The organism is Tessaracoccus sp. MC1679, assembly GCF_014164775.1.
Lineage (GTDB): Bacteria > Actinomycetota > Actinomycetes > Propionibacteriales > Propionibacteriaceae > Arachnia.
Genome location: NZ_JACJGB010000001.1, coordinates 75869 through 99128 on the forward strand (window position 1 = coordinate 75869; position 23260 = coordinate 99128).

The window sequence follows — 23260 nt, forward strand, 5'->3', positions numbered from 1 at the left end:
AACTACGAGACGCCCCCGAAGAGCGAGGTGACCGAGCCGTCGAGGAACACCGCGTTGATGGCCTTGGCGATCAACGGAGCGATGGACAGCACCGTCAGGTTGTTGATGGGCTGCTCCGTGCGGATGGGCAGCGTGTTGGTCACGATGATCTCCGAGACGTTCGCGGCGTTGAGCCGCTCGACCGCGGGGCCGGAGAAAATGGCGTGCGTTGCGGCGGTGATCACCTTGGACGCACCCCGGTCATGCAGGGCCTGGGCTGCCTGCGCGATGGTGCCGGCCGTGTCGATCATGTCGTCGACCAGCAGGCACACCTTGCCCTCGACATCGCCCACCACCTCATGCACGGCCACGGTGTTGGCCTTGTCGTGGTCACGCCGCTTGTGGACGATGGCCAGCGGGGTGCCGAGCACGTCGGTCCACATGTCGGCCAGCCGCACCCGGCCCGCGTCAGGCGAGACCACGCACATGTTGCCCACGTCGTAGTTCTTCTTGACGTAGTCCGAGAGCACTGGCAGCCCCCACAGGTGGTCGACGGGGCCGTCGAAGAAGCCCTGGATCTGGGCGGCGTGGAGGTCTACGGACATGATCCGGTTGGCGCCTGCAGCCTTGTACAGGTCCGCGACGAGCCGCGCCGAGATGGGCTCGCGGCCGAGGTGCTTCTTGTCCTGGCGCGCGTACGGGTAGAAGGGCGCCACCACCGTGATCCGCTTGGCGGAGGCCCGCTTCAGCGCGTCCACCATGATGAGCTGCTCCATCAGCCACTCGTTGACCGGCGCGGTGTGGGACTGGATGACGAAGGCGTCGCAACCGCGCACGGACTCCTCGAACCGGACGTAGATCTCGGAGTTGGCGTAGGTGAGCGCCCGCGTGGGCACGATGGGCTCGTCCATCAGGGTGGCCACCTCCTGCGCCAGCTCGGGGAAGGCCCGCCCACTGAAGAGCATGAGGTGCTTGTTGTTCTTGGCGATCTGGGACACGTCGATCAGGCCTTCTTCTTCGCTCGGGACTCCAGCACAGCCGGGTGGATGCTGCCGTCGTGCTCGGCCGCCGCGGCGGCCGCCTTCGAACCAGGACGGCGATCGGCCGTCCAGCCGTCGATGTTGCGCTGTCTGCCGCGCGCCAGCGCGAGGCTGCCGGCCGGCACGTCATCGGTGATCGTGGAGCCGGCGCCCACCAGGGCACCCGCCCCGATGTCCACCGGTGCGACGAGCACCGTGTTGGAGCCGACGAAGGCGTTGCGCCCCACGTGGGTGGTGGACTTGTACACCCCGTCGTAGTTGGCGAAGATCGTGCCGGCGCCGATGTTGACGCCCTCGTCGATGACGGCGTCGCCCGCGTAGGTGAGGTGCGGCACCTTGGCGCCGTCACCGATCACCGCGTTCTTGGTCTCGACGAAGGTGCCGATCTTGCCGCCCTTGCCCAGTTCGGTGCCGGGCCTCAGGTACGCGAACGGGCCGACGGTGGCGTTCTCGCCGATCACGGCGAAGGACCCGTGCGTGCGAATCACCTCGGCACCGGGGCCCACCTCGACGTCCATGAGCGTGGTGTCCGGGCCGATGATGGCGCCCTCCCCCACCGTCGTGGCCCCTTGGAGGATGACGCCGGGCATGAGCACGACGTCGCGGGCGAGGTCCACGTCCACGTCGATCCAGGTGCTGGACGGGTCCACCATGGTGACCCCGGCCATCATCCACGCGTCGCGGATCCGGCGGTTCATTTCGAGGTTGATCCGGGCCAGCTGGACGCGGTCGTTGACGCCCTCGGTCTGCCACACGTCATCGATGAGGTGGGCGCCCACGCGCTGCGAGCGTGAGTGGGCGTAGGTGAGCACGTCGGTGAGGTACTGCTCGCCCTGGGCGTTGTCGGTGGTGAGTGAGGCGAGGCCTTCGCGGAGCGTGGCGGCATCGAAGACGTAGATGCCGGAGTTGATCTCGTCGATGGCGCGCTGCTCGTCGGTGGCGTCCTTGTGCTCGACGATCCCGGTCACCGCGTCCCCGTCGCGGATGATGCGGCCGTAGCCGGTGGGGTCCTCGACGCGCGCGGTCAGCACCGTGACCGAGTGGTGATGGGCGCGGTGCACGGCCACCAACTGGCGGAGGGTGTCTCCGGTGAGCATCGGCACGTCCGCGTAGGTGACCACCACGTCGCCCTCCAGCTCACCGAGACCCGCGAGCCCGCAGGCGACGGCGTGTCCGGTGCCCAGCTGGTCGTCCTGGACCGCCGTGGTGACCGCCTCGGAGAGCTTCTCGAGGTGGTCAGAGACCTGTTCGCGCAGATGCCCCACCACCACGACGAGGTGAGCCGGGTTGAGCGCGGCGGCCGCGGAGACGGCGAAGCTCAGCATCGGCTTGCCCCCCACCTCATGGAGCAGCTTCGACTTGGCGGACTTCATGCGGGTCCCGCCGCCTGCGGCGAGGACGACTACGGCCGCGACGGGCGCGAGGTCGCTGTCAGTGGTGGACACGGGTGTTTCTCCTTCGGTCGCCGACCGCGAGCTCCCCCCGGGGCTCACCCGGTCAAAATACCAGCCCCGCGCCCGCCACTGCGCGGACTCCGGGCGGGCCGTCCTTGAAACCGTTATCAGAGATGTGGTTGACTGGCCGCGACCGCGCGACAAGGGAGTGACCGTGACCGAACTGACCTGGGGGCACGCAGGGCTGGCGCTGACCTTCACCACGGCGCCGGAAGGGCCGGTGGCACTGACGTCGGCAGTGGCTGACGGCTTGGAGGTCACCTCCGCCGAGCCTGTCGGCCTCGTGCAGATCCTCACCACCACCTCGGGGCACGCGCTGGCCAGCACCCGCGTCGGCATGACAGCCCTGGGCGAGCGGCTGCGCTACCTCACGCATGAGGCGACCACGGACGGAGCCTGGCACCGTCTCCGCCTCACCCTCTCCGGCGACGGGATCCAGGCCGACGTGCTCCTGGCCTCCCCGGACGGCGTGGCCGCGTTCTCCTCCGAGGTCACCGTCACGGCCACCGGGGAGGCGCCGGTCTGCCTGCGGTCGGTCTCCTCCTGGGCCGCGCCTCTGGGCGTGCGCGACGCGGGCTCCTGGGAGTTCCACAGCGCCGCCAGCGACTGGCTGGCCGAGTCGCGGTGGAGCGCCCGCCCCTTCCGGCCGGACCTGTTCCCGGCCATCGCGGCCCACCTCACCGGCGTCCGGCCGAGGGGCGCCGCGACACTCGTCTCCCGCGGCACCTGGTCCAGCGGAGAGCACGCCCCGGTGGCCGCCGCGGCCTCGGACTCCGACGGCGCGGCCTGGCTGTGGCAGGTGGAACACAACGGGCCGTGGCGGATCGAGGTGGGCGAGGAGCACGACGACTTCGCCGTCGCCCTGTCGGGCCCCACGGAACTGGACCACGCCTGGTCGCTCGTCATCGCCCCCGGCGAGTCCTTCACCACCGTCAAGGCCGCCGTCGCACTCGGCGCCACCCTCGACGACGCCGCCGCCGCGATGACCCGCTACCGACGCGCCGCACGACGGCCGCACCCGGACAACCAGCTCATGCCGGTGTGCTTCAACGACTACATGAACACGCTCAACGGCGACCCCACCACCGACAAGCTCCTCCCCCTCATCGACGCCGCCGCGGAGGTGGGCGCGGAGGTGTTCTGCGTGGACGCCGGCTGGTACGACGACTCCGGCCACTGGTGGGACAGCGTCGGCGAGTGGCTGCCGTCGACCACCCGCTTCCCGGGGGGGCTCGACGAGGTGCTCGGCCGGATCCGGGGCCACGGCATGACGCCCGGCCTCTGGCTCGAACCCGAGGTGATCGGCGTGCGCAGCCCGATGGCGGACCGGCTGCCCGCTGAGGCGTTCCTGCAGCGGCACGGGCAACCGATCGTCGAGCAGGACCGCTACCACCTGGACCTGCGTCACCCCGCGGCACGCGCCCACCTCGACGGCGTCGTCGACCGTCTGGTGGGCGACTTCGGCGTGGGCTTCTTCAAGCTGGATTACAACATCAACCCAGGTTCGGGCACGGACCACGCGGCGCCCAGCGTCGGCCACGGCCTGCTGGAGCACTCGCGCGCCGTGCTGGCCTGGCTCGACGGCGTGCTCGACCGACACCCCGGGCTGATTCTGGAGAACTGCGGCTCCGGAGGCATGCGGGCGGACTTCGCCATGCTCAGCCGCCTTCAGCTGCAGTCCACCTCGGACCAGCAGGACTTCCGGCTCTACCCGCCGATCGCGGCGTCGGCGCCGATGCAGATGCTCCCCGAACAGGCCGCCAGCTGGGCCTACCCGCAGCACGGGATGGACCCGGAGGAGATCGCGTTCTGCCTGGTCACCGGCCTGGTCGGCCGCATCTACCTCTCCGGCTACCTCAACACCATGTCGGGTCCGGAGCTGGCGCTGGTGCGGGAGGCGGTGGACGTGGCCAAGGCTCTCCGCTCCGAGCTCCCGCACGCGCTCCCCTTCTGGCCGCTCGGGCTGCCTGCGTGGACGGACCCGTGGGTCGCCGTCGGACTCCGCACCGGAGACGACGCCCTCGTCGCGTTGTGGAAGCGGGAGGAGGCCGACGGCGTGGCGCTGCCGGTCCCCCGCCTCGCGGGCCGCCCCGCGACCGTCACGACGGTGTTCCGCCAAGCCGCGGACGGCTGGGACCTGAGCTGGGATGCCACCTCCGGGACCCTCCACGCCGACACCGCCCTGACCACCAGCGCCCGCCTGATCCGGCTCACGCCCTCGGACCGCCGTGGGTGAGGCGACGGCACCCCCCGCGACCATCAAGGACGTGGCCGCGCTGGCCGGGGTCTCGGTGCCGACGGTGTCGCGGTACCTCACCGGCGCCGCGCGGATCAGCGACGACAAGCGCGCCCGCGTCGCCGCCGCCGTCGCGAAGCTGAACTTCACGCCCAATCCCGCCGCCCGGGCGCTGGGTGGGCGGGCGCCCGGGGTGGTCGCGGTACTGGCGGGCAACACGTCGCGCTACGGCTACGCCGAGACCCTCCGGGGCATCGAGGAGGCGGCGCGGGCCGACGGCCACCTCGTCACCATCACCGCGCTCGACGGCGCCGGGGAGAAGGAGCTGGGCGCCGCCGTCGGCCTGGCGTTGTCCCAGCCCGTGGCCGGGGTGATCGTGCTGGCGTTCGACCCGGCGGGCGTGGCGGCCCTCAATGGCCTGCCCGGAGGGGTGCCGGCCGTGGCCCTGTCCGGGGGTCGTTTCGACGGGAGGGCGCAGATCGTGATCGACGAGGACGCCGGCGCGTTCGCGCTGACCTCCCACCTCCTCTCCCTCGGACATCCGACGGTGCACCACGTGCGCGTCCCCTCCCCTGAGGGCGAGGGCGGCCGGACCGAGGGCTGGCGGCGGGCGTTGCTCGCGGCGGGCAGGCCGGTGCCCGCCATCATCGAGGCGAGTTGGGAGCCTGCCGAGGCGCGCCCCCTCGGCCGAGCGCTCGCCGGGCGCGACGAGGTGACAGCCGTGTTCTGCGGCAACGACGAAGTGGCCATGGGGGTGATGGCAGGCCTCCGCGACCGCGGGGTCAGGGTTCCGCGGGACGTGAGTGTCGCGGGGTTCGACGACCATCCCCTGGCGCAGCTGTGGGACCCGGCGCTCACCACCGTCGCGCAGGACTTCGCCGAGCTGGGCCGCCGCGGCTGGCAGCTCCTCCGTGACCGTGCCGTCGGAGAGTCCCTGATCACCCTCACCCCAGACCTCATCCTGCGCGCCAGCACCGCCGCACCCCGCCCCGGAAGGCCCGCCCGTGACCATTGACCGACTCCTCGTGGATTGCGCCTCCCCCGTGGGCTCCTTCCGCGGCGGGGCCTCCGGGACCCTGTACGGCCTGGGCGACGACGGCGTCCCCACCGCCGCGCTGCTCAACGGCGCCCACCTCACCAACACCAGCCAGAAGGCGCCGTTCGGGACGCAGCACCCCAGCGGCGACGCGCTCGCCGTCGAGGGCGCCTTCTTCGCCAAGCACGGCCGCGACATGTACATCTACATCCAGGACCACTACCCGGACTGGCCCTACCACGGCGGCCGGCGCCCCGGCGATGGCCCGGACGACGCCTGGGCCTTCCTCGAGGTGGTGGAACGGATCACCGAGGCCGTCGCCACCCGCTCGGCCCGGCCCCGCGACTACGTGCTGATCCCCTTCAACGAGCCCGACGGGGGCAACTGGTACCCGGAGTGGCCGGAGCATCGGGAGCAGTTCCTCGCCGACTGGCTGACAGTCGTCGGCGTCATCCGCGGGGTCTGGGCGCGTCACGGCCTCGGCGAGCCGAGGATCGGCGGGCCGGGCGACATGCAGTGGCAGCCGGAGCGCACCGCCGACTTCCTGGACTTCGCCGTCGTGCACGGCTGCCTGCCGGAGGTGTTCATCTGGCACGAGCTGGGCATCGACAACCTCGGCACCTACCGCGGCCACCTGCGCGAGTACCGCGCGATGGAGGCCGAGCGCGGGATCGAGCCCATCGACGTCAACATCACCGAGTACGGCATGCTCCGCGACTTGGCCGTCCCCGGCCAGCTGATCCAGTGGCTCGCCATGTTCGAGGACACCAAGGTGGACGCCCAGATGGCCTACTGGAACTACGCGGGCAACCTGTCGGACAACACCGCCCGCGCCCACGGCGCCAACGGGGGCTGGTGGATGCTCAAGTGGTACGGCGACCTCGAGGGCTCGACGACGGTTGCCGTGACGCCGCCGGAGCCGGACGCGCCGGACACGCTGCAGGCGATCGCGGCCGTCGACGCGGCCAATGCGCGCGCCACGGTCCTGTTCGGCGGGACGGACCGGAAGGTGCTGCTGGAGGTCTCCGGGCTGGACCCGGCGTTGTTCGGTGGCCGCGTCGACGTCGAGGTGCGGGAGGCGGTGCTCACGGGGGTTGACGGTCTCCATGCGGCGCCGCGGTTGGTGTCGTCGGGTCGCGGGGTGCCCGTGGCCGACGGTGGGTTCAGCCTCACCGTCGCCCCGTACGACCGGCACTGCGCCTATCAGGCGCTCATCACCGCCGCCGCGGCCGGGGCGTCGGCCCCTGATCCGTGGTGCGCGACGGTGGAGGCGGAGGACACGATCCTCACGTCGGCCGAGGTGTCGCGGTACGATCCGAAGGCCGCGGAGGGCTGGCAGTTCCTGGCCTCGGGTGGCGCGGACGTGTCGTCGTTCCGGGAGGTCTCCTCGTCGGCCGCGTGGACGGTCGAGGTGCCCCGCGACGGGACATATCGCTTCCAGGCGATCGGCAGCGCCGCAGGCGAGGCCGGGCGCCACGCGCTGTTCGTCGACGGCATGTTCGCGGCCTTCGTCGAGTATCCGGCGAGCCTCGCGCTCAACGAGCGGTCGCGGGGGAAGTACCGCGGGAGCGCGGAGACGATGGTGCGGCTGGGCGCGGGGCGGCGCGAGTTGTCGCTGCGGACGAGCATCGACGGGGTCTCGCTGCTCCCGGGTGCCGAGGTGACGCTGGACCGGCTGGTGCTCATGGATGCCACCGACGGCGATCCCGCCACCTACCCGGCGAGCACGTTCAGGCTGTTCGACGGCGCCCAGCTGGAGTGGCCGACGGGGGGCGCCGGCGGGGCCAGGCTGGCTGGGGCCGGGCGGGCCGACGTGTACGCGTCGGCGTGGAAGTCTGGCTATCACGATCTGGCGGTGCGGATGGTCGACGACGGCGGGTGTGGGGTCTCGCTCCGGGTCAACGGCCAGGACGGCGGAAGCGTCGGTGTCGCGGCGGGAGCGGCAGCCGGCGTCGCCCGGGTGTTCCTGGCCCAGGGCATCAACGAGATCGAACTGAGCTGCCCGGGCGGGACCGCCCTGGTGCGGTCGCTGGTGGTGACGCGTACCGCTGACGTCGATGTGGTCCGGGTGCCCTGGCACGGGGGCGCCACCCTCCCCCGCGACGGGGCCCTGGCGGCGGCCGGCGAGTTCGTCGTGGTGGTCACCTACGCCAACGCGGAGCTGCGGGGCAGCCACGACTACAACCCCCAGGTGGTGGACCGCCGCCTGGAGGTGTGGGAGGGCGCGAGCCAGGCGGGCGACGCCCACGTCCGCTACACCTACTCCTGGGACAACTTCTGGGAGCGGGCCATCCCCGTGACTCTGACCACTGCCGACCAGCCGCTGCGTCTGCTCAATCCCACCGGCGAACCGCCGCTCATCCGGGAGGTGGGAGTCGCACGTCTGAGGCACCCGACGCACTGATCCTCACGCGGATATGGGCGGCGACGGAACGAACGGTGGCTCAGTTCCCCGCTGGCGTCCGCATACCCCACCCGGGTTGCACCGGGATACCTTGACACCAGCGCGCCTCCCCACAAGCCTTCCCCTCAGGGGGCTTGAGCATGATGTGGGCCCGGGCTCCCACAGTCACCGACCAGAGGAGCCTCGATGAAGAAGCGCACACTGGCGGCTGTGCCGGCCGCCCTGATGGTTCTCGCCTCCGCCTCACTCGCCCAGGCGGCCCCGCCTTCGGGCGATCCGACGACGCTGGCCGATGGGCTCGTCACCCCACTGCACCTGGCAGTCGGCCCCGGCAAGGCGGTCACCGTCTCGGAGGAGTTCGTCGGCAGGCTCACCACCGTCGCCGGTGGCGACACGACGTCGCTCTATGACGCACCGGACTGGGATGTCGCCGGCAGCGACTACCGCGGCAGCAGACTCTTCTTCGTAGAGAGCCAGGGCGCGGGCCCTGAGGACCCAAGGCCGATGGTCGGCTCGCTGAAGTCCATCGACTCCCACGGCGTCGTGATGACGATCACCGACCAGCTGGCCCAGTACGAGATCGACAACAATCCCGACCAGGACGTGCAGTACGGCCTGTCAGCCGAGGATGCGGCGGCCAACCAGGAGTGCGTTTCGGAGCTGGACGCGCTGGGCATCCCTGCCAGCTACACAGGCGCCGACGTCGACGTGGACAGTCACGTCTACGCGGTGGCGGTGGCGGGCAATACCGCCTACGTGGCCGACGCGGGAGCCAACGCGGTCTTCTCGGTGAACCTCAGGTCAGGAGCGATCAGCACCCTGATGGTGCTGCCCGCCAGTATGGCAACCATCACCGAGGAGGCGGCCGAGGCCCTCAATGTGCCATCGTGCGCGGGTCTCAGCTACGGCTTCGAGGGGGTGCCCACGGACGTCGAGGTCGGCCCCGGCGGGCGGCTGTTCGTGTCGGCGCTGCCCGGGGGCCCCGAGGACGCGAGCCTCGGCGCTCGCGGCTCGGTGTACCGGGTGAACGCGGCGACGGGCGCGTACAGCCAGTACGCCGACGGCCTGATCACCCCCACTGGCATCGCGCTCGATGGCGCCGGCAACCTTTACATCGCCTCCCTCTTCGGCCCAGGAATCTTCATGGTCCCCGCCGGTGGTGGCGCCGCCGGCCTGTTCCTGGAGGCTGAGGGCGCCGCGAACGTCGAGGTCAGCGGGTCGACGCTCTACGCGACCGTCGGAGCCTTCGGCAACGGGACCCTGATCTCGCAACGCCTCTAGGGACCTGGGAGACCCGAGTGGGGTCTGATCAGGCATTACTCGTCAATACTACGTTCGGTAGGAGTTGGTTGCCTGTTCGCCTCCTGTGATGATCGTGTTCACCTGGACCCGTTGGGATGACGGTGAACCACCTCGCAGATCCGACGCCCGCCTCCCAGGCGGAGACCGCCGGATGCGGGACCGATCACCACAGGAGGATTCCCCATGTCCCGACGTCACTTCAGCCTGGTCGCGGCCGCCGTCGCCGGCATCCTTGCGCTCACCGCGGTACCGATGGAGGCCAGCGCCACCACCACCGATCTCGACTACAAGGTCACCAGCCCCTACGCGGGTGTCGACTGGAGCTGGTACCAGTACAAGGCCGGCTTCCACAACCACACCACCGAGTCCGACGGCGGCAACACCGCCCGCCAGATGCTCGAGCAGGCCTACGCCCTCGGCTTCAACGTCTACTCCATGACGGATCACAACTTCGTCAACACCACCTGGGACCGCACCGACACAGCCAAGGCGATCGCGAATCCCGAGTACTACCTCACCACCGAGCGCATGATCGAGATGAACACCGGCGCCGACCGCGGCGGGCTGCCGGGCATGATCGGCACCGGACACTCCGACGAACAGTCGGTCAAGGACCACCTCAACACCTTCTGGACCGACTGGAACAACGGGAGCCACGCGACGCTCGAGTCGAAGATCGCCTACGTCGACGGGCTCACCGCGGCCGAGGGCGCGCTCGAGCCCATCATGCACATCAACCACCCCGGCCGGTACTACGGCGGGAGCAACACCGCCACCGGCGGGGCCGCCGCCACCGACCCCGTGAAGGTGGCCCGCTACGTCGGCCTGTTCGAGGCCTACCCGGACACGTTGGTGGGCATGGAGATCGTCAACAAGGTCTCCGACGGCGACTCCTATTCCGACCGGATCCTGTGGGACTCCGTCCTCCAGGAGACCATGCCTGAGCTCAACGTGCCCGGCTTCGCCAACGACGACGCCCACTCCACGGGCGCGCTCGGTTACGACTACAACCGGCTGCTCATGCCGGAGCTGACGGAGGCCGACGTCCACGCCACCATGCGCTCGGGCGCCTTCTACTCCACCGCCCTGGTGGCGAAGCGCGAGTTGGGCGCCAACTTCAGGGGTGACCGCACGCTGCCCGCCCCGACGATCACGAACATCGAGGTCGACGAGGTGGACGACACCATCACCATCGAGGGCACCCACTACACCTCGATCGAGTGGATCGCCGACGGTGAGGTGGTGGCCACCGGCAACACCGTGGATCTCGACGACGTCGCAGCCGGGGCGGACAACTACATCCGCGCGCAGCTCAAGGGCGACAACGGGATCTCGTTCACCAACGCGTTCGGACTCCAGGTGAACGCCTCCTCGAACAACGGCTCGTTCCTCTCCGACTCCGAGGCAGCCGTGGCAGCCCTCGCGACGATGGACCGCACGACGGCGCAGGTGAAGGTGACCCGGAAGTTCGGCGCCAAGCAGGGCGCAAAGCTCTTCGAGGTGGAGATCACCACCATCGTCGACGGCGAGCCCGAGACCACCCTGGTCAAGGTGGACGCCGTCTCCGGCGCGATCGTCTGATCTCTCGTCGGCGCCTCCGGGGACCCGTCTTCATGACCGGGCCCCCGGAGGCGTTGCCGCCGGCGGGGCCTTCGAGCTGGAGGTGGCGTGAGCTGATCCTCAGGTGAGATGACCCCAACCGGCCCGCGCGGAGTTCCCTCCCCGCGGGCCGGTCCAGTCTTGGGTGTTCACCAACCCATGGAGCCGGGCACGCCCTTGAACGGGCCGGTCACGGCCGAGGTGACCCAGCCCCCGTAGAACCCGCCCGGCTGGGGCGTCACCGTCTCCCCGCCCACCACGCAGGCATCCATCGGGCCGGCGTAGAGGGCAACGTGATCGAGGAGCGCGGCAAAGGGGGCCGTCGGCGTCGGGTAGTACCATGCGGCCGACGGCGCCGTGCGACCACCGCCGTGCACGTCGAGGTAGCGGGCCGCGCCCTTCCACTCGCAGAACGATCGGCCGTCGGCCGGCCGCAGGGCGCCCTCCACGAAGCTCGTCCTGGGCAGGTAGTACGTCGGTGGGTGGCTGGTCTCCAGGACCTGCCAGGATTCCGACGTCCTACAGATGACCTCGCCGCCGAGCACTACCTCGATCGGCAGGGCGCACTTCCGCAGGGCCGGTGGGCGGGGGTAATCCCATACCGACTCCTGCCCGGGGCCGGTCCGGTCGGGACGTGGTCTGAACACCATGCCTCGACGATAGCTCGGGCGCTCAGACCGCCCCCGGGTGTTGGGTCAGTCCCAGCCGGGATCGGCCGGGCCGTCGCCGTGGTCCGGGATGGGGAGCCGTGCCCCGTTCTGGCGTGCGGACTCGAAGGCGATCACGCCGGGCAGGGTAAACCGGGCTGCGCGCCACGCGTTCACCGGGGGCTGAGTGCGGGTGGTCACGGCGCGGACGAAGTCGTCGGCGAGGTAGTGGTGGCTGCCCTCGTGGCCGTTGTGGGCGCCGTCGAACTCGCGCGGGAGCCGCGAGCGGTCCTGGACCTTGGCGCTGCCTGAGGCGAAGCTCTGCATGAGCGCGGGGTCGACGTCGCCGAAGCCCTCGGGCAGCTCGCCGGGGCCGGTGGCGAGGAGGTCGCTCACGTCGAGGGTCTCGCCCTTGGCGTAGTCCTCGCCCTCGGTCTTGACGCTCAGGGTGGCGCCGTCGCCGGACTGCTCGAAGACCTCCTCGGTGCCGTAGAAGCGGAATCGGGACTCGTGGCCCTTCCAGTAACCCACTCGGCGGAACTCGTTGGTGCGCATCGCGCCGCCGTCGGCGAGTTCGAACAGCGCGGTCATGTTGGAGAAGTCGTTGCCCCAGCGGGAGATGGACTTGTCGAAAATGCCGTCGGCTCCGTGGTCGACGATGCCGAGGCACGACACGGAGGTGGCGTAGGTGGGCAGCGCCCCGAGCACCCCGCCGACGGCGTGGGTCGGGTAGAGCATGGGCGGGAAGCTCGCGGTGGGCTTCCAGTCCTCACCGCCGCTGAACTGGTAGGCGGCGGAGAAGCCGTTGTCCATGTCGTGGACGTAGTCCCCCTCGGAGTAGAAGACGCGCCCGAAGGCCCCCTCGGCGATCCGCGCGCGGGCGTAGATCACGGCCGGGTTGTAGTAGCTGGTCTCCCCCATCATGTAGATCAGCCCGGTCTCCTCGACCTTGGCGACGATGGCGGAGATCTCCTCGGCGCTGATGGCCATCGGCACCGCTGAGTAGACGTTCTTGCCCGCCTCGAGCGCCTTGAGAGCCAGCTCACCGTGGCTCCAGCGTTGCGTCATGATGGCGACGGAGTCCACGTCGGAGGCCAGCAGCGCGTCGACGTCCGGGAAGCTGCCGGCGAGGCCGTACTGCTCGACATGCTGCGCGGCCCGCTCCGGGACGAGGTCGGTCACGTAGACCTCCTCCACGGCAGGGTGCAGCTGCCAGAGGCTGATGAAGCTCCGGGCGAACTGCCCGGTTCCGATGACACCGATCTTCATGAGTGTGCAGTCCTTTCGACTGAAGGCGTGGGGGTGTGGATGCGTGGGCCGCTGCGACGCGGTGCCCACAAAGTTACCCGGGTAACCATGTGTGACGCAAATTCCCTTAGGATGGCCTGGAACGCCAGCCCAGACAGGGAGGTTGACCGGTGACCTCGGAGCCCACCCCGCCCCGAAGCAGGCCGCGCGCCGTGACGCGGACAGATGTCGCGCGCTACGCGGGCGTCAGCACGGCGGTGGTCAGCCACGTCGTCAACGGCGGCCCGAAGAAGGTATCGGAGGCAACCGCGCGGCGGGTCCGTGAGGCGGTGGACCACCTGGGGTACCGCCCGAACCGGACCGCGCGCGCCCTGTCCCTGGGCAGCACCAGCACGCTGGGCCTGGTGGTGGGTGACACCACCAACCCGTTCTACGCGGAGTACACCAGGGAACTGCAGCAGGCCGCAGCCGATGTGGGCTACGCCCTGCTCATGACCGCCGGTGGACCCGGCCCCGACGCCCACCTCCGTTCGATGCTCGACCTCTGCGACCGCCAGATCGACGGCCTGATCGTGACTCGGGCCACGGCGATGGGCGGGCTCGACGAGCTGCGCCGCCTCGGCGCAAGCCAGCCTGTGGTGATCATCGACTCGGCCTCGCCCGTCCCCGATTGCGCCACCGTCGGACCGGATGCCGCCGATGGGATGGCGATGGCGGTCGGGCACCTGCTGCGCGTCCACCACCATCAGAGCGTCTCCCTGATCATCGGTGAGTACGTCACACCGGAGGCCGACGGCCGAGAGGAAGGCTGGATGCGGGCGCATGCCGGGCACGAACAGCACCCCGGCCGGGTGGCGCGCACCTCCTTCACGCGCGACGGCGGTTACCGCGCCGGGCTTGGGCTCCTGGGCAGCGATGACCGGCCGACGGCTGTTGTGACGAGCTCCGACCTGCAGGCGATCGGCCTGTTGAGGGCTTGCGGTGACCTGGGCCTGCGGGTCCCGGAGGACGTCGCCATCGTGAGCTTCGACGGCACCGAGGAGACCCGGTTCACGGCACCTCCATTGACCACGGTGCGGCAACCTGTGGCGGCGATGGCCACTGAGGCGATCGACCTTGTGGTCCACGCACGCCCGGCTGCCCACGAGACGTTCCCGATGGATCTCGTCGTCCGCCGCTCCTGTGGGTGCCAGCCCCCGCTCCCCGGCGGGAGTTGAACAATGCCGGTGCCACTGTGCGCGAGGTCCCTAGGGGTTGAGGTGGGCGCGGATGATCCGCGCCGCATCCGCTCGGTCCGTCGCGGCGAGCTTGAGCAGGATCGTGCTGACGTAGTTGGCGACGGTCTTGGTCGACAGGCCGAGCCGTGCGGAGATCGCGGGATTGGCCAGGCCTCGTGCGAGCAGGTCGGCGACGACGAGCTCGCGGGCTGTGAGCCCGCCCGGCAGCGCTGCATGCTCGCTGCCCGGGCGCGCCGCGAACGAGGGTCGCTCAACGCCGCGACCGATCCACAACGCGCCGGCACTCGCGGCCTCCACCGCAGCGATGAGGTGCTCGGGCTCGGCGTGCTTGCCGAGGTAGCCGGCTGCCCCTGCGTGTAGGGCCCGGGCCACCGAGGCCTCGTCGGAGAACAGGGTCACGACGACGACGGCCACGTCAGGGTGTTCCGCCGTGATACGGGCGGTCGCTTCGAAACCGTCTCCGTCGGGCATCGACAGGTCCATCAGCACGACCTGCGGCTTGACCTGCGCCACGACGTCGAGGGCCTCGAGCCCGCCGCGTGCCTGCCCGATGACCTCGTGCCCCGCTGCCGTCAGCAGAGCGACCAGGCCTCGGCGGAAGACGGGGTGGTCGTCGACGACGACCACGGTGGTCATGACGCCTCGACCGGGAGGTCGACGAGCAGGTGGCACCCGCGCACGGTCCGGTCGTAGCGGGCCGTGCCGCCGACCTCGTCGGTGCGCTCTGTGATCGACAGCATGCCGATGCCGGCGCGCACGTCAGGGGGCAGCCCCGGGCCGGCGTCGCTCACCCGCAGCCTGAGGTGCCCGTCGTCCAGTCGCAGCTGGATGAGCACCGGTGCGGCACCGTGCTTGCGGGCGTTGGTGACGGCTTCCTGGATGATCCGCAGCGCCGCGAGGTCGACCGAGGCAGGCAGGTCGAGGTCGTCGGGCGCGTCGATCCGCACGTCGGGCCCGCCGACGCGGTCGCGCAGGGCCGCGACGAGCCCGTGGTCATCGAGCACCGGCGGCCGCAGGCCGTAGGCCAGCTCGCGGGACTGGTCGACGGCCATCCGCAGCTCCCGGTGCAGCTGTGAGGCCTCGGGGTCGCCGGTCCGCGTGGCCAGGGCCGCGGCGCTCAACGCGATTCCCGACAGCGTGGGGCCGAGGTCATCGTGCAGCTCACGACGGATGCGGCGCCGTTCCTCCTCGCGGGCAGCGACCGTGCGGGCGCGGGACTCGCGCAGCGCCACGACCGTGCGCGCCGCGTCGAGCGCGGGGGCGGCCTGGGCGAGCAGCCCGTCGACGACTCGACGGTCGCGGCGCGTCAGGGTGCTCTCGCCGCGCCGGGGCGGCAGCTCGAGCACGGCCAGCACCTCGCCTCGGTACTCGACGGGGAAGCTCTCCGAGTCTGAGGTTGTGGACGCGTCCGATCCCAGCCCGACGGGCTCGAACCACGAGCCGCTGATGCGCCCGCGGTCAAGGAACAGGGCGCCGGTGAACGCCTGCAGGACCGTGCTCGGAGTGTCGTGCTGGCCGATGGGCGTGTTGAGCGCCGACAACATCCGGGTGACGGCGCGGTCGGGGTCCGGCCGCCCCCGGTAGAGGAGCCAGTCCCCGACGTGCAGCATGCCGAGCGCCACCGGTGCCGCGACGACGGCGACGACGACGAGGCGCACCCACGTGGGCCCTGGTAGGACGAGCATGACGACCGCCAGCGCGGCTACGGTCCCCAGGGAAACCACCGTCGCCCGCAGGAACTCGTCGACGTCCAGCGCACGCGGGGCGAGCACCCCCACGGCAACCGCGACGAGCAGGGGGAGCACGGCCAGCTGGGCGGCGACCGCGGAGCCGGTCGACCCCTCGCCGATGGACCCGTACGCGGCCTGGGTGGCCGCGTACGACGCCATCGTCAGCAGAGTGCCGAGGATGACCCAGCGGACCGCCGCTCGCTCCTCGGTGGAGGAACGGCGACGGTAGCGGTGGACCTGGGCGAGGAGCAGCAGCAGCTGGCCGTTGACGACCAGCGCCCACCACGGACTCTCGCTCCACGTTCCGCCCGTGGCGAGGTCACCCACTGCCGCGACGGCCAGGGCGCCCACTGGGAGCCACAGCCACCGCGGGGTCATCACGCCGTCGGGATAGACGCCGACGAGGAGCGGGAAGGCGGCGAACCACAGGGCGGCTGCACCCGGTACGACGATCGCGGCGAACAGGAGCAGGCACGCGAGCACAACGAGCCACTGAGGGCCGCGCGGCATCCGGCGCAGTGACCCGAGCAGAAGCACGGCCAGGACGAGCACGACCGCCGTGGTGACGATCCCGCTCGCCTCGACCAGCGCGTCGTGGGTCATGGGCCGATGATGACATCTACGGCCGCGCTCAACGCCGTTTCCGTGACTTCACGAGCAGGGCGATGCCGAGGACGAGGGATCCGAGGACGGCGACGAGGATCGGCCATGGAGTCGCGAAGGGGACAACGGCCTGGTAGAGCGGGATCGCGGCGAACACGCCGAACACGACGCTGAGCGGCCGGCCGATGAGGCCCGAGCGTCGCCCGGTCGTTGCCAGCAGGGCGTTCCAGCCGACCGAACCGATCCCCACGACGAGCAGCCCCGCCGTGACGGCCAGGTAGGAGGCCTGGAGTGACGCAGCCTGGATCTCGCTGTCCGAGGAGACGTCAGCCAGGCCGGCGCCCACCGAGGTGTACATGCTCAGCCCGTGCCCGGCCACCCAGAACCACGCGCTGGCACCGACGAGCGCCATGGCGAACCCGACACTGCTGAGGACGCCGTTCGCGGCACCTGTGAGGCGCATCGCACGCCACAGGGCGAGGACCATGACGAGTGAGGCCGCGCCGATGGCCGAGAACACCACGGCATCGAAGCCGCCGACCCACGACACAGCCTCGAGGGCCGCCATGTCAGGGGTGTCGTCGGCCCCGCTGCTCGCGAGCCAGCCGACGAGGAGCGGCTGGAACAGCCAAAGGGCGAACACGGCGATGCCGGCCCACCCGGCCATCCGGGTCAGGGACCTGACCTCGTCCGAGTCCTTCGCTGCGTGCGTGCCTGGGTGGGTGGAGGTGTCGCGGTGGGGCTCGGCGTTGCCGAGCAGATCTGCGGCGCTCACGGGAGCATCCCCTTTCGTCGGAAGCGATGGCTTCAGACTCCAGGAGAGTGTTCCCGGGAGAGAAGTGACACTGGATCACAACTTCACCGCGACGGCGTGCCCAGCAACCGCCCGTTCTCGATCTGGGACGCTGACAAGGACCGGTGGGTCCCGATCAAGAGCCGCTACGACCTGCTGTTACTCCCGCTAGTCCTGGAGGTCCAGTTCTCTGGCCGGGGGGTCCACCTCGACGGAGGCCCCGTCGAAGCTGACCCTGGACAGCCACATCTTCCGCCCCTCAAGGGAGTCACCGACGAAGCCTGGCTTCCAGGCGTGGTACACCATCCACCACTGCCCCTCCCTTAGAAAGAGCTGGCAGTGTCCCGGTCCCGCGGCCACCTCGTTGGTGGACAGCACCGGCTCGGGGTCCTTCACGAAGGGGCCCAGCGGCGAGTCTGCCACGGCGTGCCCCACCGCGTACTTGTCAGATCCGTAGTCGTTGGCTGAGTAGAGCATGTGATAGACGTCGTCGACCTTCACGACAGCCGGCCCCTCCACCAGATGACCCTCCCAGTACAGGTCCTGCTTGAACAGGTCGGTCACCTCACCGTCGATGGCCATGCCATCAGCGCTGAGCGGAGCGACCTTGATGAAGGTGTCGACACCGATGGCGTTGCCGTCGTTCTTCCAGTAGAGGTAGGGCGTGCCGTCCTCGTCGAGGAAGGGTGACGCGTCGATGGAGCCTCCCTCGTCGATCTCACAGATCAACGGCTCAACCGACTCGTCGACGTACGGCCCGGCCAGCGTCTCCGACGTGGCGACGCTCACGCACCGCCAGGCGGGGTCCGGCGCCTTGGTGGTGTAGTAGAGCCGGTAGGTGCCGTCCGACCATTCGATGATCTCCGGCGCCCACACCTTGCCGGACGAGGACCACGGAGCCACGCTCGGCAGCGCGTCGACTCCCTGGCTCCATTCGACGAGATCGTCGCTGTGAATGGTCTGGACGTTCATTCCGTTGCCGTTGGTGGCGATGGCCAGGTAGCCGTCGGCATCCAGCAGCACCTGAGGATCGGGGAAGTCGAGCGGGTAGACGGGGTTGGTGGGCTGCGCCACGGCAGAGTCTCCTTCCGGGGAGGGTGTTGGCGTCGCTTGAGCACCACACGCCGTGAGCAGCGAAATGCCGATCAGGGCGACCAGAGGTCGACGGGTGCGGGTCACTTGATCCCCGAACTCGCGACGCCCTCGATGATGTAGCGCTGTACGAACACGTAGAGGAGCAGGACGGGGACCGCCGCGATGGTCGCGCCCGCCATGATCACCGGGTAGTCGATCGTGTAGGCACCCTGGAGACGCGAGAGCCCGATCGGGATGGTGAGCATCTCGGTGGAGAACATCACGTACAGCGGCCACACGAAGTCGTTCCAGTTGGCGAGGAACGAGATCACCAGCAGCGTCACCACGGCCGCCCGGGCGTTGGGCAGCACGATGCTGAAGAAGATCCTCCACGGTCCTGCCCCATCGATGCGGGCGGACTCTTCAAGCTCCATGGGCAACCCCAGGAAGAACTGGCGCATGAAGAAGACGCCGAAGGCCCCAGCTGCGCCCGGCACGATGAGGGCGAGGAATGAGTCCAACCAGGTGAGCCGCGACATCATCTCGAAGTTGGGCATGAGGAAGATGAAGCCGGGCACGAACAGCGTGGAGATGATCACACCGAACATGATGTTCTTGCCCGGAAAGGTGAGCCTGGCCAAGGCGTAGCCGGCCATGGAGCAGACCGTCACCACGAGGATCGCGTGGCCCGTGGCAGCCACCATCGAATTGAGGACCAGCGCAGCACGGGCGTGGTGGAATCGGCCGCGAAAAGCACCTCGTAGGCGCGCATCGTCCACTCCTGCGGCAGGATCGTCGGCGGCAGACTCTGCGATTCGATCCTCGTCTTGAAGGAGGTAAGAATCATCATCGCGACCGGTCCGACGAACACGATGGCCAGGAGGGCCAAGGCGAGCCAGAAGAACGGGTTGCGGTTTCGATTGCTGGCCTTCATCAGAGGGCCCCTTCCTTGACGTCGAGCTTCCGCTGTCGCTTGAGGTCCTTCGCCTCACGCGCGGCGTCCTTGTCACGCATCAGCCAGAAGTTGAGCACGGAAACAAGCGCCAGAGCGATGGCCAACAGGTAGCTCATCGCAGCCGCCTGCCCGGCCCGGTTCTGCCCGAAGCCGACGCCGGTGATGACCATGATGGCCGTCATCGTGGACTCCGTAGGACCACCCTGGGTGATCAGGTAGGACTGGCCGAACATGTTGGCGCTGGCGAGGACGGTGGTCACCATGATGAAGATCAACACCGGGCGCAGGCCTGGCAAGGTGACATGGATGAACCGCCTCCACGGGCCGGCGCCGTCGAGGGCCGCCGCCTCGTAGAGGTGGGGCGGGATGTCACTCAGGCCCACCATGTAGATGATGGCGTTGAAGCCCATGGTCCACCAGACCGTGACGCCCACGAGCGCGATCCAGGCCCACGGCTGATCGGTGGTCCATTGGATGCTGACCCCGAAGATCGCGTTGATGAGGCCGAAGTTGCCGTCCAGCAGGTAGCGCCACATGACGCCGATCACCGCGACACCCAGGACGTAGGGAACGAAGTAGACGGCGCGGAAGAAGGTGCGGCCGGGGAAGGCCGAATTGAGCAGAACCGCCAGGCCCAGTGGGACCGCCACGAGGAAGGGGACGCTGGCCAGGGTGAAGATCGCCGTGTTGCTCATGCCGCGCCAGAAGGGCTGGAACTGCACCGCCAGCGGGTCGAACAGGTCGGCGTAGTTCAACAGGCAGATGAATGGGCGCGCCTCCAGGGTGAAGTCCCAGTCGTGCAGCGACATCCAGAACCCGTAAATGGCGGGCAGGACGACGAACACGCCGAACAACAGCAGGTAGGGCGCCAGGAAGAGGTACGCGGTCAGCGGCGACCCGCCGGCGCTACCTCGGCGCCGGCGGGTCGGGCTGGTGGTCATCAGGCGTACTTCTTCGCGTTCGCCTCGAGGATCTTGTTGGCGCGCTCGGAGGACGCGTTGAGCGTCGTCGCCACGTCCTTCATCCCCAGCGTGATCTCGTTGACTGCCTTGTCGAACTCGATCATGGCATCGCTGATTCCGGCCACGGCCGGCGTGAAGCGCAGGTCGTCGATCTGCTTGGCCAACTCGGCCTGGTGGGTGAGCTCGGCGAACTCGGGCGATTCGCGCACCGAGTTGCGAGCCGGGATCTGGCCGCCCTTGGCCCACTCGAGCGACTGCTGGGAGATCCAGTTGAGGAACACCCGCGAAGCCTGGCCTTGTTCTCGTCGGCCGACTTCTGCGTGGGCAGCACGAACTGGTGAGAGCCAGCCCAGGCCGCCTTCTCGCCGCCGATGTTGGGCAGGACGGTGACGCCCCACTCCAGGTCCTTCTTCTCCGAGAGCGTGTTGATGGACCAGATGCCGTTCCAGTTGAAGGCGGTCTGACCGTTCTGGAGCGCGATGAAGTCCGCGTCCTGACCCACCTTGGGGTTGGAGTAACCCTCCTTGACGAGGTTCTGCCACCAGGTGAGTGCCTTGACCGCCCCCTCCTCGCCCCAGGCCGCCGTGGTGGCGTCCTCGGAGAACAGGCTGCCGCCGAACTGGTAGATCAGCGACTGGCGGGTCAGTCCACCGGTGAAGGGGAACGGCGAGGCCCAGTGACCGGCGATGCCCTTGCTCTTCAGTGCGTCAAGGGCGGACATGTAGGCGTCGTTGTCCATCGGAGGGGCTTCGGGATCGAGCCCCGCGCTCTCCATGACCGTCTTGTTGTAGAAGAAGCCGAGCGGGTGCACGTCCAGCGGGATCGCGTAGCGGACGTCCTTGAACACGCCGGCCTCCCACGGCACCGGGGCGAAGTCGTTCTCGGTGAGCTCGAGCGCGGTGGCCACGTCGTCGAGCGGCTGGATGACCTTGCGGGCTGCGTTGGTGGCCACCGAATCGACGTGCATGACTGCGATGTCGGGCCCGTTGCCGGACTGAACCGCGGTGGGCAGCTTGGTGTAGTAGTCGCCCCACTGCATGGTCTGCATGGTGACTGCGATGTTCTCGTGCTCGGTCTGGAACTGGTCCACGAGCGTCTTCATGTACGCGCCGTCACCACCGGTGAAGCCGTTCCAGAAGGCGAGCGTGACAGCAGGGCCGTCGTACCCGGCCGCGCCTCCGTCACCGGTGGCCGAGGCGCCGGTGGTGGGAGTGGTGGCGCTCTGTCCACAGGCTGCGAGTCCGGCGGTGGCACCGATGGCGAGGCCGGTGCCGAGCAGTCCACGTCGACTGATCGAATTCATGAGTGTTCCTTTCCAGGGTGTTCAGGCTGACCGGACGGACAGCCGGACGCAGTGCCACGACACTGCGGGGAGGGTGAGTGTGAGGAGGGATTCGTTGATGGAGCTGGCGCCCTGCTTCGGGGCCACCCGCTCGTTGCCGGCGGTATTGGTGAGGGAGGGGTCGTCCTCGTGGAGCAGGATGTGCTCGACGAGCTCCACCTCGCCAAAGGCGCTGAGGTCGACGGTGGAGGTGAGGTCGTCGTGCTCGGAGCGATTGACGCAGAACAGGACGAGGTCGCCGGTGGCTTCGTCGATGGTCGCGGTGGACCAGATCTGATCCACCTCACCGAAATACGGGGTGTCGATCTTCGGGCATTCGACGCGTAGGTCGAGGACGTCCCCGCGGGCGTATCTGCTGGTCAGGGCGAACGGGTGGAAGATCGTCTGCCGCCACGCCGGGCCGTCGGGTTCGGTGCGGATGGGGGCGATGATGTTGACGAGTTGTGCCTGGCAGGCCATGGCCACCCGGTCGGTGTGGCGCATGAGCGTGATCAGCAGAGACCCGACTACGACGGCGTCAGCGACGCTGAAGACGTCCTGGATCAGCGGGGGCGCCTCTTGAACCTCGATGGAGCGCTCGCCGTCGAAGCGCTCCTGGAACCAGACGTTCCACTCGTCGAAGGAGACGGAGACCTTCTTGTCCACCTTCCGGGCCGCAGCCACCGCATCCGCGGTGGCGGTGACGGAGCGGATGAACCGGTCCATGTCCTCAGCGCATGCCAGGAACGAGGTCATGTCGCCGCCGACCGGCTCGTAGTAGGCGTGTGCTGAGATGTGGTCCACCACGTCAATCGAGCGGTCAAGAACCTCGTGCTCCCACGCGCCGAACGTGGGAATCATCCGGTTGGAGGAGCCGCAGGCCACCAGCTCGAGCGTGTCGTCGAAGCGCCGGAACGCGCTGCCCACCTCCTCTGCTGCCCGCCCGTAATCGGCAGCGGACATGTGCCCGATCTGCCACGGCCCGTCCATCTCGTTGCCGAGGCACCACACCTTCACACCCCAGGGCTCCTCGCGGCCATTGGCGGCCCGTTGAGCAGCGAGCGTGGTGCCGGTGCCGTTGACGTAGTCCAGGTACTCGACGGCGTCCTCCAGCCCGCGAGTGCCGAGGTTGACCGCGAGCATGGGCTCGATCTCCAACCGTTCGCACCAGGCGAGGAAGTCATCAGTGCCAACCTGGTTGGTCTCGATGGAGCGCCAGGCGAGGTCCAGGCGACGGGGCCGCTGGTCCTTCGGGCCCACCCCGTCCTCCCACTTGTAGTTGGAGACGAAGTTGCCGCCGGGATAGCGGACGATCGTCGGCGCCAGTTCGCGGACCAGCTCGGCCACGTCCTGACGGAAGCCGTGTTCGTCTGCGGTGACGTGCGTGGGTTCGTAGATGCCGGTGTAAACGCAGCGGCCCATGTGCTCGACGAACGTGCCGAAGATCCGGCGGTTCAACGTGCCTACGCGGTAGGAGGGATGGATCGTGATCTGGGACTCGGCCATTGAGCGCCTTTGCAACGGGAGTAATTTCCTACCTCTGAGTCTGCATCCTCCACTGTCCTGTGCGCAAGTCTGCAGAGGTCACGATTTTACAACGGTAGTAGATGCGCGACTCGGCCTGGACGGTTAGGCTGCA

Annotated in this window: 20 protein-coding genes; 6 read left to right on the forward strand and 14 right to left on the reverse strand. The window is 69.3% G+C overall.

Features of this window, described 5'->3' with window-relative positions:
• Positions 1–2: 2 nt before the first annotated feature.
• Together H5398_RS00410 and glmU are read right to left on the reverse strand one after the other, a co-directional pair.
• On the reverse strand, positions 3–977 hold the full coding sequence (locus H5398_RS00410) for a ribose-phosphate diphosphokinase (RefSeq protein ID WP_182798584.1): 975 nt from the start codon (positions 975–977) through the stop codon (positions 3–5).
• Positions 978–982: 5 nt separating this feature from the next.
• Positions 983–2464, reverse strand: a complete 1482-nt coding sequence (gene glmU, locus H5398_RS00415; RefSeq protein WP_182798585.1) for a bifunctional UDP-N-acetylglucosamine diphosphorylase/glucosamine-1-phosphate N-acetyltransferase GlmU — start codon at positions 2462–2464, stop codon at positions 983–985.
• A 163-nt stretch (positions 2465–2627) separates the two neighbouring features.
• On the opposite strand from glmU, the gene H5398_RS00420 reads away from it, so the two are divergent.
• From H5398_RS00420 to H5398_RS00440, 5 genes are all read left to right on the forward strand, one after another.
• Positions 2628–4709 carry a glycoside hydrolase family 36 protein gene (locus tag H5398_RS00420; protein WP_370586016.1) on the forward strand — a complete coding sequence of 694 codons (2082 nt, stop codon included), beginning with the start codon at positions 2628–2630 and terminating at the stop codon, positions 4707–4709.
• Positions 4702–5724, forward strand: a complete 1023-nt coding sequence (locus tag H5398_RS00425; protein WP_182798587.1) for a substrate-binding domain-containing protein — start codon at positions 4702–4704, stop codon at positions 5722–5724. Before H5398_RS00420 ends, H5398_RS00425 begins: the two co-directional genes overlap by 8 nt.
• Entirely contained in the window at positions 5714–8149 is a 2436-nt protein-coding gene (locus H5398_RS00430) for a hypothetical protein (RefSeq protein ID WP_182798588.1), read from the forward strand. Before H5398_RS00425 ends, H5398_RS00430 begins: the two co-directional genes overlap by 11 nt.
• 186 nt (positions 8150–8335) lie before the next feature.
• The gene (locus H5398_RS00435; protein WP_182798589.1) at positions 8336–9430 is read left to right on the forward strand and encodes a ScyD/ScyE family protein; all 1095 of its coding nucleotides are present in this window, start codon (positions 8336–8338) and stop codon (positions 9428–9430) included.
• A gap of 204 nt (positions 9431–9634) precedes the next feature.
• Complete coding sequence (locus H5398_RS00440) at positions 9635–11032, forward strand: hypothetical protein (RefSeq protein ID WP_182798590.1); 1398 nt, start codon at positions 9635–9637, stop codon at positions 11030–11032.
• Between the two features lie 167 nt (positions 11033–11199).
• Here the strand turns inward: H5398_RS00440 and H5398_RS00445 are convergent, their stop codons facing one another.
• Positions 11200–11700, reverse strand: a complete 501-nt coding sequence (locus H5398_RS00445; RefSeq protein WP_182781783.1) for a DUF427 domain-containing protein — start codon at positions 11698–11700, stop codon at positions 11200–11202.
• Positions 11701–11745: 45 nt separating this feature from the next.
• Positions 11746–12966 carry a Gfo/Idh/MocA family protein gene (locus H5398_RS00450; RefSeq protein ID WP_182798591.1) on the reverse strand — a complete coding sequence of 407 codons (1221 nt, stop codon included), beginning with the start codon at positions 12964–12966 and terminating at the stop codon, positions 11746–11748.
• A 191-nt stretch (positions 12967–13157) separates the two neighbouring features.
• On the opposite strand from H5398_RS00450, the gene H5398_RS00455 reads away from it, so the two are divergent.
• The gene (locus H5398_RS00455; protein WP_182798592.1) at positions 13158–14162 is read left to right on the forward strand and encodes a LacI family DNA-binding transcriptional regulator; all 1005 of its coding nucleotides are present in this window, start codon (positions 13158–13160) and stop codon (positions 14160–14162) included.
• Between the two features lie 30 nt (positions 14163–14192).
• Here the strand turns inward: H5398_RS00455 and H5398_RS00460 are convergent, their stop codons facing one another.
• The 10 genes from H5398_RS00460 to H5398_RS00495 form a co-directional block, all read right to left on the reverse strand.
• On the reverse strand, positions 14193–14819 hold the full coding sequence (locus H5398_RS00460) for a response regulator transcription factor (RefSeq protein ID WP_182798593.1): 627 nt from the start codon (positions 14817–14819) through the stop codon (positions 14193–14195).
• Positions 14816–16516 carry a histidine kinase gene (locus tag H5398_RS00465; RefSeq protein ID WP_182798594.1) on the reverse strand — a complete coding sequence of 567 codons (1701 nt, stop codon included), beginning with the start codon at positions 16514–16516 and terminating at the stop codon, positions 14816–14818. The genes H5398_RS00460 and H5398_RS00465 overlap by 4 nt, the downstream gene beginning before the upstream one ends.
• Before the next feature lie 28 nt (positions 16517–16544).
• The gene (locus H5398_RS00470) at positions 16545–17291 is read right to left on the reverse strand and encodes a hypothetical protein (RefSeq protein WP_182798595.1); all 747 of its coding nucleotides are present in this window, start codon (positions 17289–17291) and stop codon (positions 16545–16547) included.
• A 186-nt stretch (positions 17292–17477) separates the two neighbouring features.
• A complete protein-coding gene (locus H5398_RS00475) occupies positions 17478–18383 on the reverse strand; it encodes a glycoside hydrolase family 43 protein (RefSeq protein ID WP_370586017.1) in 906 nt (301 codons plus the stop codon).
• Positions 18384–18484: 101 nt separating this feature from the next.
• Complete coding sequence (locus tag H5398_RS16990) at positions 18485–19084, reverse strand: carbohydrate ABC transporter permease (RefSeq protein WP_370586018.1); 600 nt, start codon at positions 19082–19084, stop codon at positions 18485–18487.
• The gene (locus H5398_RS16995) at positions 19051–19317 is read right to left on the reverse strand and encodes a hypothetical protein (RefSeq protein WP_255443429.1); all 267 of its coding nucleotides are present in this window, start codon (positions 19315–19317) and stop codon (positions 19051–19053) included. The genes H5398_RS16990 and H5398_RS16995 overlap by 34 nt, the downstream gene beginning before the upstream one ends.
• Positions 19317–20279, reverse strand: coding sequence for a carbohydrate ABC transporter permease (locus H5398_RS00485; RefSeq protein ID WP_182798597.1), 963 nt, complete (start codon positions 20277–20279; stop codon positions 19317–19319). Before H5398_RS00485 ends, H5398_RS16995 begins: the two co-directional genes overlap by 1 nt.
• Entirely contained in the window at positions 20279–20404 is a 126-nt protein-coding gene (locus H5398_RS17000) for a hypothetical protein (protein WP_255443430.1), read from the reverse strand. The genes H5398_RS00485 and H5398_RS17000 overlap by 1 nt, the downstream gene beginning before the upstream one ends.
• Positions 20401–21603 (reverse strand): ABC transporter substrate-binding protein, encoded by a 1203-nt coding sequence (locus H5398_RS00490; protein ID WP_255443431.1) that lies wholly within the window; start codon positions 21601–21603, stop codon positions 20401–20403. Before H5398_RS00490 ends, H5398_RS17000 begins: the two co-directional genes overlap by 4 nt.
• A gap of 21 nt (positions 21604–21624) precedes the next feature.
• Positions 21625–23127: an alpha-N-arabinofuranosidase gene (locus H5398_RS00495; protein WP_182798598.1), complete on the reverse strand. Its 1503-nt coding sequence runs from the start codon at positions 23125–23127 to the stop codon at positions 21625–21627.
• Between the last annotated feature and the right edge of the window lie 133 nt (positions 23128–23260).

Excerpts from the sequence above, each read along its gene's own strand:
- H5398_RS00435 (WP_182798589.1), top strand. The coding sequence starts at position 8,336 with ATGAAGAAGCGCACACTGGCGGCTGTGCCGGCCGCCCTGATGGTTCTC.
- H5398_RS00490 (WP_255443431.1), bottom strand. The coding sequence starts at position 21,603 with ATGAATTCGATCAGTCGACGTGGACTGCTCGGCACCGGCCTCGCCATC.
- H5398_RS17000 (WP_255443430.1), bottom strand. The coding sequence starts at position 20,404 with ATGATCGAGTTCGACAAGGCAGTCAACGAGATCACGCTGGGGATGAAG.
- H5398_RS00460 (WP_182798593.1), bottom strand. The coding sequence starts at position 14,819 with ATGACCACCGTGGTCGTCGTCGACGACCACCCCGTCTTCCGCCGAGGC.
- H5398_RS00445 (WP_182781783.1), bottom strand. The coding sequence starts at position 11,700 with ATGGTGTTCAGACCACGTCCCGACCGGACCGGCCCCGGGCAGGAGTCG.
- H5398_RS00440 (WP_182798590.1), top strand. The coding sequence starts at position 9,635 with ATGTCCCGACGTCACTTCAGCCTGGTCGCGGCCGCCGTCGCCGGCATC.
- H5398_RS00450 (WP_182798591.1), bottom strand. The coding sequence starts at position 12,966 with ATGAAGATCGGTGTCATCGGAACCGGGCAGTTCGCCCGGAGCTTCATC.
- H5398_RS00485 (WP_182798597.1), bottom strand. The coding sequence starts at position 20,279 with ATGACCACCAGCCCGACCCGCCGGCGCCGAGGTAGCGCCGGCGGGTCG.
- H5398_RS00495 (WP_182798598.1), bottom strand. The coding sequence starts at position 23,127 with ATGGCCGAGTCCCAGATCACGATCCATCCCTCCTACCGCGTAGGCACG.
- H5398_RS00465 (WP_182798594.1), bottom strand. The coding sequence starts at position 16,516 with ATGACCCACGACGCGCTGGTCGAGGCGAGCGGGATCGTCACCACGGCG.
- H5398_RS16995 (WP_255443429.1), bottom strand. The coding sequence starts at position 19,317 with ATGAAGGCCAGCAATCGAAACCGCAACCCGTTCTTCTGGCTCGCCTTG.